This is a genomic window from Variovorax sp. V93, assembly GCF_041154485.1.
Lineage (GTDB): Bacteria > Pseudomonadota > Gammaproteobacteria > Burkholderiales > Burkholderiaceae_C > Variovorax > Variovorax beijingensis_A.
This window is the reverse complement of sequence record NZ_AP028669.1, coordinates 376,830-390,488: the sequence shown is the minus strand read 5'-3', so window position 1 is coordinate 390,488 and position 13,659 is coordinate 376,830. Positions and strand designations below refer to the sequence as shown.

Sequence of the window (13,659 nt, the reverse complement as noted above, 5' to 3'; positions counted from 1 at the left end):
AGGCGAACTGGCGTGATCGTTGCAATAGAGTGAATTGAAAGTTCTCTCTTTGTCCGTGGCATGCACCAAGGTGTTGCACGCCATTTCCGATCCCGCAGAAAGGCCCTTCCATGTCATTCCTAAGGCTCACCGACGTGACCAAGTTCTACGGCGCCACGCGCGCCGTGTCGGCCATGAACCTCGCGGTGGAGAAGGGCGAGTTCGTCTCGCTGCTCGGCCCCTCGGGCTGCGGCAAGACCACGACGCTGCAGATGATTGCGGGCTTCGAGGCGGTGTCGAGCGGGCACATCGAGCTCGCGGGCAAGGACATCACGCGCGCCAAGGCCAACACGCGCGGCCTGGGCATCGTGTTCCAGACCTACGCGCTGTTCCCGCACATGACGGTGGCCGACAACGTGAGCTTCGGCCTCGAGATGCGCAAGATGCCGAAGTCCGAACGCGCCGAGCGCGTCAAGCAGGCGCTGGCGCTGGTGCACCTGGAAGCGCACGCCACGCGCTACCCGCGCGAACTCTCGGGCGGGCAGCGCCAGCGCGTGGCGCTGGCCCGCGCACTCGTGATCGAGCCGCCGGTGCTGCTGCTGGACGAACCGCTCTCCAACCTCGACGCCAAGCTGCGCGAGGAGATGCAGTTCGAGCTGCGCCAGATCCAGCGCAAGGTCGGCACCACCACGGTGATGGTCACGCACGACCAGAGCGAGGCCATGTCGATCAGCGACCGCGTGGTGGTGATGGAAGGCGGCTGCGCCACGCAGATCGACCACCCGCACCGCGTCTACGAGCACCCGAGCACGCGCTTCATCTCCACCTTCGTGGGCAAGGCCAACCTGCTGGACGGGCGCGTCACGGCCAGCGGCGCGCGCAGCTGCCATGTGGCGGTGGGCGCGCTCGCGGTCGAGGTCGACGACACCGCCTACAAGCCGGGCGATGCGGTGTTGATGAGCGTGCGCCCCGAAAAGCTGCAGCTGGTGGAGGCCGGCCGCGGCCGCCTCGACGGCCAGGTGCTGGAGCGCTTCTTCCTCGGCAGCCAGTGGCTCTACCGCCTGGGCACGCCCGCCGGCGACCTGATGGTGCTGAGCCCCAACGACGGCCGCGACGCGCTCGACGAGGGCCATGCCGCCGGCATCGACTGGCCCGCGCACTGCACGCGCCTGCTGCCGGCCGGCGAGGCGGTGGCGGCATGAAGAACAAGGCCACGCCCTGGTGGCTGTCGGGGCCCGCGCTGGCGCTGTTCGCGGCCCTGCTGGTGGTGCCGCTCGCGCTCACCGCGGTGCTGTCGTTCAACGTCTACGACCCGGCCACCGGCCCGAAGGCCGGCGAGTTCACGCTCGCGCACTACGCGCAGGTGTTCACCGACTCGTACTACCACGGCATCTTCTGGCGCACCTTCTGGATCTCGGGCCTCGTCACCTTGATCTGCGTGCTGGTCGGCGCGCCCGAGGCCTACGTGCTGAGCCGCATGCGCAACCCGTGGCGCTCGGTGCTGCTGCTGGTGGTGCTGGCGCCGCTCCTGGTGTCGGTGGTGGTGCGCGCCTTCGGCTGGAGCATGCTGCTCGGACCCGAGGGCGCGGTGAACGGGCTGCTGCGGCTGGTGGGCATCGGGCCGGTGAAGATGCTCTACACCGAGACCGCAGTGATCGTCGCGCTGGTGCACGTGATGCTGCCCTTCATGGTGATTCCGGTCTGGACCTCGCTGCAGAAGCTCGATGCGGGCGTGGAGAACGCCGCGCTCTCGCTCAAGGCCTCGCCGTTCACCACGCTGCGCCGCATCGTGCTGCCGCAGGTGATGCCGGGCATTCTCTCGGGCAGCCTGATCGTGTTCGGCCTGGCTGCGAGTTCGTTCGCGATTCCGGGGCTCTTGGGCGGACGACGCCTGAAGATGGTCGCGACCATCGTCTACGACGAATACCTGAGCGAGCTCAACTGGCCGCTCGGCGCCGCCGTCGCGCTCACCCTGCTCGCTGCGAACCTGGTCGTGATGCTGAGCTACAACCGCCTCGTCGAAGGCCGCTACAAGAAGGCGCTCGGGTGATCCAATGACCAAGAACGGCCCTCTCGCCCTCGCGTTCAACGCGCTCGTCATCGCCTTCATGCTGGCGCCGCTGGTGGTGGTGTGCATCGTCGCGTTCACGCCCGAGAACACGCTGACGATCCCGACCACGCACTTCTCGCTGCGCTGGTTCCAGGCGGTGTTCGCGCATCCTGACTTCATGCAGTCGTTCTGGAACAGCCTGTGGCTCGCGCTGAGCTCGGCCACCATCGCCACGCTGCTCGCGGTGCCGGCGGGCATGGCGATCACGCGCTACGAATTTCCGGGGCGCGACTTCCTCAACGGCCTGTTCCTCTCGCCGCTGATCATTCCGCACCTGGTGCTGGGCGTGGCCCTGCTGCGCCTGTTCGCGCTGGTGGGCGGCACGGGCAGCTTCGGCTGGCTGGTGATGGCGCATGCGCTGATCGTCACGCCCTACACGCTGCGGCTCGTGGTGGCCGCGCTGGTGGGCTTCGACCGCAGCGCCGAGCAGGCCGCGCTCTCGCTGGGCGCGAGCCAGGCCACGGTGTTCCGGCGCATCACGCTGCCGATGATCCTGCCGGGCGTCACGGGCGGCTGGCTGCTGTCCTTCATCAACAGCTTCGATGAAGTGACGATGTCGATCTTCGTCACCTCGCCCAGCACCGTGACGCTGCCGGTGCGCATGTACATGTACGCCACCGAGTCGATCGATCCGCTGATGGCGGCGGTGTCGGCGCTGATGGTGGCGGTGACGGCCGTCGCGATGGTGGTGCTCGACCGCGTCTACGGGCTGGACCGCGTGCTGGTGGGGCGCCGATAGATGACGAGCCTGCCGCCCCTCCAACCGCTGCTGCATCGCGTGGCCGAGACCGGCCGCGCCGCGGTGCCCTTCACGCTCGACGGCCAGCCCGCCTCGGCCCTCGTCGGCGACACGGTGCTGACGGCCGTGCTCACGCAGGCCGCGCAGTTGCGGCGCAATGAATTCAGCGGCGCCCCGCGCGCGGGCTTCTGCATGATGGGCGCCTGCCAGGATTGCTGGATCGCCACCGAGCAGGGCGAGCGCCTGCGCGCCTGCTCCACCTTCATCGCGCCGGGCATGGCGCTGGTCACGGGAAGGAGCGGCGCATGACGGCTTCTTCTGCCGCAGTGCAGCCGGTGATCGTCGGCGCCGGGCCGGCCGGCGTGCGCGCCGCGCAGGCGCTGGTGGCGCACGGCCTGCGGCCGGTGGTGATCGACGAGGCTTCGCGCGCCGGCGGACAGATCTACCGGCGGCCGCCCGCGAGCCTGGCCCAGCGCAGCGCGCAGGCGCTCTATGGCTTCGAGGCCGGCCGCGCCGATGCGGTGCATGCCGCTTTCGACGCGCTGCGCGAACGCATCGACTACCGTCCCGACAGCCTGGTGTGGAATGCGCAAGGCGGCCGGCTGGACGTGCTGCACGGCCCGACGCGCAGCACGTCCAGCCTTCCGTACGGCCAGCTGATCGTCGCCACCGGCGCCACCGACCGCGTGCTGCCGGTGCCGGGCTGGACACTGCCCGGCGTCTACACGCTGGGCGGCGCGCAGGTGGCACTCAAGTTCCAGGGCTGCGCCATCGGCGAGCGCGTGGCGTTCATGGGCACCGGCCCGCTGCTCTATCTGGTGGCGTATCAGTACGCCAAGGCCGGCGCGAAGGTGGCCGCGGTGCTCGACACGGCGCGGCTCGCCGACCAGTTGGCCGCCGCGCCCGCGATGCTGCGGCAGCCCGCCGTCTTCGCGAAGGGCGTGTACTACGTGGCCTGGCTGCGCGCGCACGGCGTGGCGCTGCACGGCGGCGTGCGGCCCTTGCGCGTGCTCGGCGATGCGCAGGAGAGCCGCGTGGCCGGCGTGGCGTGGCACGACGGCCGCGAAGAACGCACGCTGGCCTGCGATGCCGTCGGCTTCGGCCATGCGCTGCGCTCCGAAACGCAGCTGGCCGACCTGCTGGGCTGCCGCTTCGAATTCGCACCGCTGCACCGCGCCCATCTGCCGGTGCGCGATGCGGCCGGCCGCTCCAGCGTGCGCGGCGTGTACCTTGCGGGCGACGGCGCCGGCATCATGGGCGCCGATGCGGCCGAGTGGGCGGGCGAACGCGCAGCGCTCGCGCTGCTGGCCGACAACGGCGTGGCGGTCGACGCAGCGCGCGCCGCCGAACTCGAACGCAAGCTCCAAAAGCTCGGCGGATTCCGGGAAGGGCTGGAGCGTGCCTTCCCCGTGCCGCAGGACTGGGCCGCCCATGCCAACGACGAACTCGTGGTCTGCCGCTGCGAGAACATCACGGCCGGCACCTTGCGCCAGGCCGTTGCCGAGAACGGCGCCGACGAGATGAACCGCCTGAAGGCGCTGTCGCGCGTGGGCATGGGCCGCTGCCAGGGCCGCATGTGCGGCGCGGCGGCGGCCGAGATCCTCGCGCATGCCACGGGACTGCCGCTGCAGCAGGTGGGCCGGCTGCGCGGCCAGGCACCGATCAAGCCGATTCCGATCCACCTGGCCGCCGCGCCATCCGCCGAAGGAGCCGGCGAATGAGCGGGCGCAAGACCTTGCGCACCGACGTCGCGATCGTCGGCGGCGGCATCGTCGGCGCGTCTGCCGCACTGGCCTTGCGGCAGATGGGCATCGGCGTGGTGCTGCTGGAGCGCGACCTGTGCGGCTCGCGGTCGAGCGGCGTGAACTACGGCGGCGTGCGGCGCCAGGGCCGGCCGATCGACCAGTTGCCGCTGGCGCAGCGCGCACACCGCATCTGGGGCCGCCTGCGCGAAACCATCGGCACCGACGGCGAATACCTGCGCTCGGGCCACTTCAAGATCGCGCGCAGCGAGGCCGACATGGCGTCGCTGGAACGCTACCGTGCGCAGAGCCGCGACTTCGACCTGGGCCTCGAGCTGATCTCCGATGCCCGCCTGCGCGAGCGCTGCCCCTGGCTCGGCACGCGCGCCGTCGGCGGCTCGCTGTGCGCGGAAGACGGGCAGGCCAATCCGCGGCTGGTGTCGCCGGCCTTCGCGCTCGCGGCGCAGCGCGCGGGCGCGCAGGTCTTCGAGCGCCACAAGGTCGAAGAGGTGGCGCACGACGGCCAGGCCTTCATGCTGCGCTCGGGCAATGCGCTCGAAGTGCATGCGCCGGCGCTGCTCAACTGCGCGGGCGCATGGGCCGGCTCGATCGCCGCGGAGTTCGGCGAAGAGGTGCCGCTGCAATCGGGCCATCCCGCGATGGCGGTGACCGAGCCGCTGCCCTTCTTCATGGACTGGAGCCTCGGCGTGGAGGGCGGCGGCATCTACTGCCGCCAGGTGGCGCGCGGCAACCTCGTGCTGGGCGGCGGCGGCAAGGGCATCGCGCTCGATGCCGACCGCGCCCGCTCCGACCGCGACGCCATCGCCTCGCTCTCCGCCCAGGCCGTCGAGCTGCTGCCCGCGCTGCGCCATGCGCATTTCATCCGCACCTGGAGCGGCACCGAAGGCTACCTGCCCGACCGCCAGCCGGTGCTCGGCCCGAGCCGCACCACGCCCGGCCTGTTCCATGGCTTCGGCTTTTCGGGCGCGGGTTTCCAGATCGGCCCCGCTGCCGGCGAAGTGCTGGCCGAACTCGTGCGCGACGGCCGCAGCAGCACGCCGATCGAGAGCTTCTCGATCGAACGCTTCACCCCCACCCCACCCTGAAAGGAAAACACCATGTCCCGTTTCCAGAAGATTTCCTTCTTCTCTCTTCGCCGGACCGTGCTCGGTGCGGCGGCGGTGGCCGCGCTCGCGGCCGGCGGCGCGGCCGGCGCGCAGACCAAGACGCTCTACATCGGCATGAACGGCGGCACCATGGAGAAGGCGTACACGCAGTACGTGTTCCCGGCCTTCGAGAAGCTCTACGGCGCCAAGGTGGTGGTGGTGCCGGGCACCTCGTCCGACATCCTCGCGAAGGCGCAGGCCAACAAGGACCGCCCGCAGATGCACGTGATGTTCCTGGACGACGGCATCATGGTGCGCGCCATCGGCATGGGCCTGTGCCAGAAGCAGCGGCCCAACCCGTCGCTCGCCGAGATCTACCCGGCCGCGCGCTTCAAGGACGACATGGCCAGCGGCGTGAGCCTGGGCATGACGGGCCTGGCCTACAACGCGAAGATGTTCAAGGACAAGGGCTGGGCGCCGCCCACCTCGTGGATGGACCTGGCCGATCCCAAGTACAAGGGCAAGGTGGTGTTCCAGTCGATGTCCTCATCGTCCTTCGGGCTGCACGGCTTCCTGATGTTCAACCGCATCCAGGGCGGCAACGACAAGAACGTGGAGCCCGGCTTCAAGGCCTGGCCCACCACCATCGGCCCGAACGTGCTGGAGTACATCCCGAGCTCGGCCAAGCTGTCGGAAATGGTGCAGACCGGCGAGGCCGCGATCTTCCCGCTCACGCCCACGGCCGTGGCGGCGCTCAAGACCAAGGGCATTCCGGTGGAGTACGCGCCGCCGAAGGAAGGCGCGGTGGTGCTGATGGTGGGCCAGTGCGTGATCGCGAACAACAGCGAGCCCGAGCTGTCGCAAAAACTCGCCGAGTTCCTGCTGAGCCCGCTGGCCCAGGCCAACGTGCTGCAGTACGGCGCGCAGATTCCCACCAACCCCAAGGCTCCGGCGGTGGGCGACGGCGTGAAGCAGGTGGCCGACATCAACCAGTGGATGAAGACTGCGGTCACCATCGACTGGGACAGCATCAATGCGAACCGTCCTGCGTGGAATGCGCGGTGGAACAAGACGATCGAGAAATAGGCTCACCCCCAGTCTGCGCGCACTTCGTGTCGCTTCGCCCACCCCCTTCCGGGGGCGACGCCAGCGGCCCGGCAAAGCCGGTTCCGCGGCATCCCACGAAAAAAAAAAGGCCGGGCGCAAACTCAGCGGTTGTCTTCGAGAATCCAGCCGGCAGCCTTCTCGGCCATCATCAAGGTCGGGCTGTTGGTATTGCCGCTGGTGATGGTCGGCATCGCGCCCGCATCGACCACGCGCAGCCCCTGCACGCCGCGCACGCGCAGCTTCGAATCGAGCACCGCCATCGGGTCGCCGTCGGCACCCATCTTGGTCGTGCCGACCGGATGGAAGATGGTGGTCGCGATGTCGCCGGCCAGGCGCGCCAGGTCCTCGTCGCTCTGGTATTGAACGCCGGGCTTCCATTCCTCGGGCTTGTACCTGGCGAGCGCGGGCTGCGAGGCGATGCGGCGCGTCACGCGCAGCGAATCGGCCGCCACCTTCCGGTCTTCATCCGTGCTCAGGTAGTTGGGCGCGATCGCGGGCGCATCCTGGAAGCGCGGGCTCTTGATGCGCACGCTGCCGCGGCTCGTGGGGTTGAGGTTGCACACGCTCGCGGTAAAGGCCGGAAAGCTGTGCAGCGGCTCGCCGAAGGCATCGAGCGACAGCGGCTGCACGTGGTATTCGAGGTTGGGCCACTCGTGTTCAGGCGAACTGCGGGTGAAGGCGCCGAGCTGCGAAGGCGCCATGCTCATGGGCCCGCTGCGCTTCATCAGGTATTCGAGCCCGATCTTCGCCTTGCCGTACATCGAGGAGGCCAGCACGTTGAGCGTGGGCGCGCCGTCGATCTTGTAGACCGCGCGGATCTGCAGGTGGTCCTGCAGGTTGGCGCCGACGCCGGGCGCGTCGAGCACGACATCGATGCCGTGCTGGCGCAGCAGGCCGGACGGGCCGATGCCCGAGAGCTGCAGGATCTGCGGCGAGCCGATGCTGCCGGCGCACAGCACCACCTCGCGCGTGGCATGGGCGGTCACCATCTCGTGGCCGTCCCACACCCGCACGCCGGTGCAGCGCTGGCTGCCGTCGGGCTGGGTCTCGACGATCAGCTGGGTCACATGCGCGTTGACCCACATCTCGAAGTTGGGCCGGCCATAGCAGACCGGCCGCAGGAAGGCCTTGGCGGTGTTCCAGCGCCAACCGTTCTTCTGGTTGACCTGGAAGTAGCCGACGCCTTCGTTGCTGCCGCGGTTGAAGTCGGTGCTGTGCGGCACGCCGGCCTGCACGGCGGCCTCGGCAAAGGCGTCGAGGATGTCCCAGCGCAGGCGCTGCTTCTCCACGCGCCATTCGCCGCCGGCGCCGTGCATCTCGTCGGCGCCGAGGTAGTAGTCCTCGTGCTTCTTGAAGTCGGGCAGCACGTTCTGCCAGCGCCAGGCGTCGTCGCCGGTGAGCTGCGCCCACTGGTCGTAGTCGCGCGACTGGCCGCGCATGTAGATCATGCCGTTGATGCTGGAGCAGCCGCCCAGCGTCTTGCCGCGCGGATAGCGCAGCGTGCGCCCGTTGAGGCCCGCGTCGGGCTCGGTGCTGTAGAGCCAGTCGGTGCGCGGATTGCCGATGCAGTAGAGGTAGCCCACCGGAATGTGGATCCAGTGGTAGTCGTCCTTGCGGCCGGCCTCGATCAGCAGCGTGCGCTGCTGCGATTTCCGGGTCAGCCGGTTGCACATCAGGGCGCCGGCCGTGCCGCCGCCGATGACGATGTATTCGAATGTGGTGTCGCTCATGGCGCCTGGCTTGTCTCCGAAAAGGTCGACGATATTGTTTGTGCTCATGGGCCCTGCGAGGGCCTTTGCGGGCAGTTTCCCCCAAGCTGCAGGCAAAAAGCCAATGATTTCGGCGCAGTTGGCATATAAATCATCCTTATATGACCGCCGCCACCTTGGACTTCCAGATTCTGCGTGCCTTCGTGCTGGCGGCGCGCGAGGGCAATGTGTCGCGCGCGGCCGAGCGGCTGCACCTCACGCAGCCGGCGGTGAGCCTGCAGCTCAAGCGCCTGGCGGAAGAAACCGGGCTCCAGCTCTTCACGCGCACGCCGCACGGGCTGGCGCTCACGGCCGACGGCGCCGCGCTGCTGCCGCAGGCCGAGCGCGTGCTCGCGGCCGTGGGCGACCTGCAGCAGGCGGCGCGCAACCTGCAGGGCACGGTGCGCGGGGCGCTGCGCATCGGCACCATCCTCGACCCGGAGTTCACCCGGCTCGGCGTGTTCCTGCGCGAGCTGGTGGAGTCGGCCCCGCAGATCGAGACCGAACTGCGCCACGGCATGAGCGGCACGGTGCTGGCCCAGGTGCTGCGCGGCGAACTCGACGTGGGGTTTCACCTCGATGCGGACGGGGGCGATGCCGCTGCGCCGGCGCCGCTCGCGGCGCGCACGCTCACGCGCTTCACCTACCGCGTGGTCGCGCCCGCGGGCTGGGGGCCGCAGGTGCTGGGGCGCGACTGGAAGGCGCTGGCGGCGCTGCCCTGGCTGGCCACGCCGCCGGAGTCGGCGCACCATCGGCTGCTGGAGAAGGTGTTCGGCCCGCTCGGGCTGTCGCCGCGCCGCGTGGCGCTGGTGGACCAGGAGGCCTCGATGCTCGACCTGCTGAAATCGGGCGTGGGCCTGAGCCTCTTGCGCGACTCGATCGCCATCCGCGAGAGCCAGTCGCACGGCCTGGTGATGGCCGACCGCGTGCAGCTGGACTGCGCGCTGCGCTTCGTGTCGCTGGCGGCGCGGCGCAACGAGCCGGTGATCGCGAGCGCATGGAACGCGCTCGCGCGGGCCTGGAACTGAGCGCAAACGGCCACGAATGACCCGCGAAACGGCGTTCCGCCCTACGCAAAGCGGCGCCGCGGCGCACCGGAAAAGCCGACTCATCCGGTTACGATGCGCCCTTCCAGACCGCCTCTTTCTTCTTACTTCGCCCCCTACCGCCGCATCATGTCCCTAGCAACCCCGCCTGCCGACGCACCCGCCGCCGACAGCGTGTTGCCCCGCATCGACGAGCGCGAGCAGGACGGCCGCCGCTGGACCGTGGCCAGCGGCCGCTGGACCACGCTGGCCATGTCGTCGCGCAGTGCGTGGCAGGCGCTTTCAAGGGACCTGGCAGGCGCGCCGCCGGCCGAGGACCGCGCCTGGGACCTGCGCCCGATCGAGCAGCTCGACCACATCGGCGCGCAGCTGCTGTGGGACCACTGGCGCCACGACTGGCCCGCCACGCTCGAGATGTCGCCGCAGCACAAGGCGGTGCTCGACCAGGTCGCGCAGTTCACCGTGGGCACGCCCGAGGAACCGCCGCCCACGCTGGCCGAGCGGCTGCATCATTTCTCGCACACCGGCGCGCGTGGGCTGGAGGTGGTGCGCGACTTCGTGGGACTGATCGGCCAGCTCGCGCTCGACGCCTTCTCGCTGCTGCGCGCGCCGCACCGCGGGCCGTGGCGCGATTTCTCGGGGCACCTCTACCAGTTCGGCGCCACGGCGCTGCACATCACGGCACTGGTGGGCCTGTTGATCGGCGTGGTGCTGGCCTACCTGATCTCGCAGCAGCTGCGCCAGTACGGCGCCGAGGCCTTCGTGGTCAACATCCTCGGGCTGTCGCTGATCCGCGAGCTCGGGCCGGTGCTGGCCGCGGTGCTGATCGCGGGGCGCTCGGGGTCGGCCATCACGGCGCAGATCGGCGTGATGCGCGTGACCGAGGAACTCGACGCCATGCGCGTGATGGGCATTCCGCACGGCTTCAGGCTGGTGATGCCGCGCGTGATGGCGCTGGCCATCGCGATGCCGCTGATCAGCCTGTGGACCTCGATCGCGGCGCTCGCGGGCGGCATGCTCGCGGCCGACGCCGCGCTCGACATTTCGCCGGCCTACTTCCTGTCGGCGCTGCCGCGCGCGGTGCCGATCTCGAACCTCTGGCTCGCGCTCGCGAAGTCGGCGGTGTTCGGCATCCTGATTGCGCTGATCGGCTGCTACTTCGGCATGAAGGTCAAGCCCAACACCGAGAGCCTGGGCCGCGGCACGACCTCGTCGGTGGTGACCTCGATCACCGCGGTGATCCTGGTCGACGCGCTGTTCGCGGTGCTGTTCAAGGGCGTGGGGTTCCGGGCATGAGCGCAGCGCCAAGGGTGCACCAATGAACGATTCGAACGTCGTCGTCGACATCCGCAAGCTCTGGACGGTGTTCAAGAGCGCCGACGGCGAGGTCGTGGTGCACCGCGACCTCGACCTGCGCATCGAGCGCGGCGAGGTGCTCTCGCTGGTGGGTGGCTCGGGCACCGGCAAGACGGTGCTGCTGCGCCAGATCCTCGGGCTCGAGAAGCCGACCAAGGGCACGGTCGAGGTGCTGGGCCGGGCGCCGGGCGAGCTCAGCGCCAAGGGCGCGGCCAACGTCGGCATGCTGTTCCAGCACGGCGCGCTGTTCTCGGCCTTCAGCGTGCTCGAGAACATTGCCTTTCCGCTGCGCGAGCTCAAGCTGCTGCCCGACGAGCTGATCCGCAATGCGGCGCTGGTCAAGCTGCAGATGGTGGGCCTGGAGCCGCGGCATGCCAACATGAGCCCGGCCGACCTGTCGGGCGGCATGATCAAGCGCGTGGCGCTGGCGCGCGCGCTCATCATGGACCCGCCGCTGCTGCTGCTGGACGAGCCCACGGCCGGCCTCGACCCCGAGGCCTCCGACAGCTTCTGCGACCTGCTGCGCGGCCTGCACCGCGAGCTGGGCCTGACGGTGGTGATGGTCACGCACGACCTGGACACCCTGTTCGACCTGAGCACCCGCATCGCGGTGCTGGCCGACCACAAGGTCATCGTCAGCGGCTCGGCGCGCGAGGTGATCGCGTATCCGCATCCGTTCATCCACGAATATTTTCTGGGCGGGCGCGGCCAGCGCGCGCTGGAGGCCCTGCATGACAAACCCGCCAAAGCCCCGCCGGCCCCTGCCGGCGCGGCCCGCTGAAAGGTAGCCACACCATGGAAAACAAAGCCCATGCCATCGCCGCCGGCGCCTTCGTGCTCGGCCTCATCGCCGTGCTCGTAGGGCTGGTGGTCTGGTTCACGCGCGACAACACCGTGCGCAACATCTACGAACTCTCCACGCGCGACCCGGTCAGCGGCCTGCAGCCGCAGGCCATGGTGCGCTACCGCGGCATCGCGGTCGGCAAGGTGACCTCGATCGACTTCGACCCCAAGACGAAGGGCAACGTGCGCGTGCGCATCACGGTCGACCAGCGCGTGCCGCTCACCACCTCGAGCTTTGCCACGCTGAGCTACCAGGGCGTGACCGGCCTGGCCTTCATCGCGCTGGACGACAAGGGCGAATCGAACGTGGCGCTCGCGCCCAACAACGACGATCCGCCGCGCATTCCGCTCAAGCCCTCGATGCTGGCGCAGCTGCAGGACCGCGGCGAAGCCATCGTCAACCAGGTCGACGAGGCCACCAAGCGCGCCAACCAGCTGCTGGGCGACGAGAACCAGAAGCGCGCGGCCGATGCGCTCGAGAACATCGCGGCGGCCTCGGCCAGCGCCAACACGCTGCTCAAGCAGCTCGACAACACGGTGAAGACCGGGCTGAACCCGGCGCTCGCAGCGCTGCCGAACACGCTGTCGTCGGTGAAGACGGCCGCCGGCGACGTCTCGCGCGTGGCCAACAACTTCAACACCACCGTGGGCCGGCTCAACGCGCCCGACGGCCCGATCGAGCGGCTGAGCGACGGCACCAAGGCGCTGGCGCAGTCGGTCGATTCGTTCAACGCCGCCACGCTGCCGCGCGTGAACCGCGTGGCCGACGACACCTCGCGCGCGGTGCGCCGGCTCGGCCGCGCGGCCGACAGCATCAACGACAACCCGCAGTCGCTGCTGTTCGGCAACGGCGGCACCGCTGCCGGGCCCGGCGAGCCCGGGTTCTCCGCGCCGCCCGCCACCACGTCCCTCGGACGCCCCTGAAGTGACGACCATGAAGAACACCACCCACTCCCGTCCGCGCCTCGCCGCCTGCGCCGGTGCCGGCCTCGCGCTGCTGCTGCTCGCCGGCTGCGGTGCGCTGCCCGACAAGCCCGCGCGCGCCACGCTGTACGACTTCGGACCCGGCCTGGCCGCCTCGGCCGCCGCCGCCAACCCGCCCGCGGCCGCATTGCCCACGCTCGCGCTGGCCGAGATCGAGAGCAACACGCGGCTCGACGGCACGCAGATCCTCTACCGGCTTGGCTATGCCGATGCCAACGAGCTGCGCCCCTACGGGCAGTCGCGCTGGAGCCTGCCGCCGGCGCAACTGCTGCGCCAGCGGCTGCGCGACGCGCTCGCCGAGCGGCGTACCGTGCTCGGTCCGGAAGAAAGCGCGACCATCGCGCGCGCCGAGGGCAAGGTGCCCGACACGCTGCGCATCTCGCTCGACGAGTTCAGCCACTACTTCGATTCGGCCAGCAGCAGCGTCGGCCTGGTCCGCCTGCGCGCCACGCTGATCCGCGGCACCACCGGCGGCGACCGCGTGCTGGGCCAGCGCACCTTCACCGTGCGCCGCCCGGCCCCGAGCGCCGATGCGCCCGGCGGCGTCAAGGCGCTGGCCGCGGCCACCGATGCGGCGGTGGCCGAGGTCGTGCAGTGGGTGGACCAGCAGCCGCGGCAGTAAGCTCGGCTTCGGCCCCGGCCCGCTTTTTTCATCCACGGAGGAGACCTCACCATGAACGCCACACGCATCATCGGCATCCTGCTCATCGTCGCCGGCATCGCGGGCCTCGGGCTCGGCGGCTTCAGCTTCACGAAGGAAACGCACCAGGCCAAGCTGGGGCCGCTGGAGTTCTCGGTGAAGGAGAAGCAGCAGGTCAACTTCCCGGCCTGGGCCAGCGTGGCCGCCATCGTGGTGGGCGGGGCGCTGGTGCTGCTGGGCGGCAAGAAGGGCTGAGCGC

The 13,659-nt window shown here is 69.9% G+C and carries 14 protein-coding genes; 13 read left to right on the top strand and 1 reads right to left on the bottom strand.

Annotated elements, in window-relative coordinates:
* Nucleotides 1-110 precede the first annotated feature (110 nt).
* From ACAM54_RS01750 to ACAM54_RS01720, 7 genes are read left to right on the top strand one after another with little or no spacing between them, the layout of a single operon-like run.
* Complete coding sequence (locus tag ACAM54_RS01750; RefSeq protein ID WP_369649622.1) at nt 111-1,181, top strand: ABC transporter ATP-binding protein; 1,071 nt, start codon at nt 111-113, stop codon at nt 1,179-1,181.
* Nucleotides 1,178-2,029 (top strand): ABC transporter permease, encoded by an 852-nt coding sequence (locus tag ACAM54_RS01745; protein WP_369649621.1) that lies wholly within the window; start codon nt 1,178-1,180, stop codon nt 2,027-2,029. The genes ACAM54_RS01750 and ACAM54_RS01745 overlap by 4 nt, the downstream gene beginning before the upstream one ends.
* Nucleotides 2,030-2,033: 4 nt before the next feature.
* A complete protein-coding gene (locus ACAM54_RS01740) occupies nt 2,034-2,828 on the top strand; it encodes an ABC transporter permease (RefSeq protein ID WP_369649620.1) in 795 nt (264 codons plus the stop codon).
* Nucleotides 2,829-3,137, top strand: a complete 309-nt coding sequence (locus ACAM54_RS01735; RefSeq protein WP_145742825.1) for a (2Fe-2S)-binding protein — start codon at nt 2,829-2,831, stop codon at nt 3,135-3,137.
* Nucleotides 3,134-4,549 carry an FAD-dependent oxidoreductase gene (locus tag ACAM54_RS01730; protein WP_369649619.1) on the top strand — a complete coding sequence of 472 codons (1,416 nt, stop codon included), beginning with the start codon at nt 3,134-3,136 and terminating at the stop codon, nt 4,547-4,549. The genes ACAM54_RS01735 and ACAM54_RS01730 overlap by 4 nt, the downstream gene beginning before the upstream one ends.
* Nucleotides 4,546-5,676, top strand: a complete 1,131-nt coding sequence (locus ACAM54_RS01725) for an NAD(P)/FAD-dependent oxidoreductase (RefSeq protein WP_369649618.1) — start codon at nt 4,546-4,548, stop codon at nt 5,674-5,676. Before ACAM54_RS01730 ends, ACAM54_RS01725 begins: the two co-directional genes overlap by 4 nt.
* Before the next feature lie 12 nt (nt 5,677-5,688).
* The gene (locus tag ACAM54_RS01720) at nt 5,689-6,762 is read left to right on the top strand and encodes an ABC transporter substrate-binding protein (RefSeq protein WP_369649617.1); all 1,074 of its coding nucleotides are present in this window, start codon (nt 5,689-5,691) and stop codon (nt 6,760-6,762) included.
* 122 nt (nt 6,763-6,884) lie between these two features.
* Here the strand turns inward: ACAM54_RS01720 and ACAM54_RS01715 are convergent, their stop codons facing one another.
* Entirely contained in the window at nt 6,885-8,513 is a 1,629-nt protein-coding gene (locus ACAM54_RS01715; RefSeq protein WP_369649616.1) for a GMC family oxidoreductase, read from the bottom strand.
* Between the two features lie 140 nt (nt 8,514-8,653).
* Between ACAM54_RS01715 and ACAM54_RS01710 the strand changes: the two genes are divergently transcribed.
* The 6 genes from ACAM54_RS01710 to ACAM54_RS01685 all read left to right on the top strand — a co-directional run bounded on the left by ACAM54_RS01710 (nt 8,654) and on the right by ACAM54_RS01685 (nt 13,655).
* Nucleotides 8,654-9,559 carry a LysR family transcriptional regulator gene (locus tag ACAM54_RS01710; protein ID WP_369649615.1) on the top strand — a complete coding sequence of 302 codons (906 nt, stop codon included), beginning with the start codon at nt 8,654-8,656 and terminating at the stop codon, nt 9,557-9,559.
* A gap of 147 nt (nt 9,560-9,706) precedes the next feature.
* On the top strand, nt 9,707-10,873 hold the full coding sequence (locus ACAM54_RS01705; protein WP_369649614.1) for an MlaE family ABC transporter permease: 1,167 nt from the start codon (nt 9,707-9,709) through the stop codon (nt 10,871-10,873).
* A gap of 22 nt (nt 10,874-10,895) precedes the next feature.
* Nucleotides 10,896-11,714, top strand: coding sequence for an ABC transporter ATP-binding protein (locus ACAM54_RS01700; protein WP_369649613.1), 819 nt, complete (start codon nt 10,896-10,898; stop codon nt 11,712-11,714).
* Between the two features lie 14 nt (nt 11,715-11,728).
* Nucleotides 11,729-12,700, top strand: coding sequence for an MlaD family protein (locus ACAM54_RS01695; RefSeq protein WP_145742838.1), 972 nt, complete (start codon nt 11,729-11,731; stop codon nt 12,698-12,700).
* A 10-nt stretch (nt 12,701-12,710) separates the two neighbouring features.
* Nucleotides 12,711-13,382, top strand: coding sequence for an ABC-type transport auxiliary lipoprotein family protein (locus tag ACAM54_RS01690; protein WP_209537026.1), 672 nt, complete (start codon nt 12,711-12,713; stop codon nt 13,380-13,382).
* Between the two features lie 51 nt (nt 13,383-13,433).
* A complete protein-coding gene (locus ACAM54_RS01685; RefSeq protein ID WP_012745458.1) occupies nt 13,434-13,655 on the top strand; it encodes a hypothetical protein in 222 nt (73 codons plus the stop codon).
* The last annotated feature ends 4 nt before the right edge of the window (nt 13,656-13,659 follow it).

Coding starts and splice junctions, on each gene's coding strand:
- ACAM54_RS01750 (WP_369649622.1), top strand. CDS start 111: ATGTCATTCCTAAGGCTCACCGACGTGACCAAGTTCTACGGCGCCACG.
- ACAM54_RS01745 (WP_369649621.1), top strand. CDS start 1,178: ATGAAGAACAAGGCCACGCCCTGGTGGCTGTCGGGGCCCGCGCTGGCG.
- ACAM54_RS01740 (WP_369649620.1), top strand. CDS start 2,034: ATGACCAAGAACGGCCCTCTCGCCCTCGCGTTCAACGCGCTCGTCATC.
- ACAM54_RS01735 (WP_145742825.1), top strand. CDS start 2,829: ATGACGAGCCTGCCGCCCCTCCAACCGCTGCTGCATCGCGTGGCCGAG.
- ACAM54_RS01730 (WP_369649619.1), top strand. CDS start 3,134: ATGACGGCTTCTTCTGCCGCAGTGCAGCCGGTGATCGTCGGCGCCGGG.
- ACAM54_RS01725 (WP_369649618.1), top strand. CDS start 4,546: ATGAGCGGGCGCAAGACCTTGCGCACCGACGTCGCGATCGTCGGCGGC.
- ACAM54_RS01720 (WP_369649617.1), top strand. CDS start 5,689: ATGTCCCGTTTCCAGAAGATTTCCTTCTTCTCTCTTCGCCGGACCGTG.
- ACAM54_RS01715 (WP_369649616.1), bottom strand. CDS start 8,513: ATGAGCGACACCACATTCGAATACATCGTCATCGGCGGCGGCACGGCC.
- ACAM54_RS01710 (WP_369649615.1), top strand. CDS start 8,654: ATGACCGCCGCCACCTTGGACTTCCAGATTCTGCGTGCCTTCGTGCTG.
- ACAM54_RS01705 (WP_369649614.1), top strand. CDS start 9,707: ATGTCCCTAGCAACCCCGCCTGCCGACGCACCCGCCGCCGACAGCGTG.
- ACAM54_RS01700 (WP_369649613.1), top strand. CDS start 10,896: ATGAACGATTCGAACGTCGTCGTCGACATCCGCAAGCTCTGGACGGTG.
- ACAM54_RS01695 (WP_145742838.1), top strand. CDS start 11,729: ATGGAAAACAAAGCCCATGCCATCGCCGCCGGCGCCTTCGTGCTCGGC.
- ACAM54_RS01690 (WP_209537026.1), top strand. CDS start 12,711: ATGAAGAACACCACCCACTCCCGTCCGCGCCTCGCCGCCTGCGCCGGT.
- ACAM54_RS01685 (WP_012745458.1), top strand. CDS start 13,434: ATGAACGCCACACGCATCATCGGCATCCTGCTCATCGTCGCCGGCATC.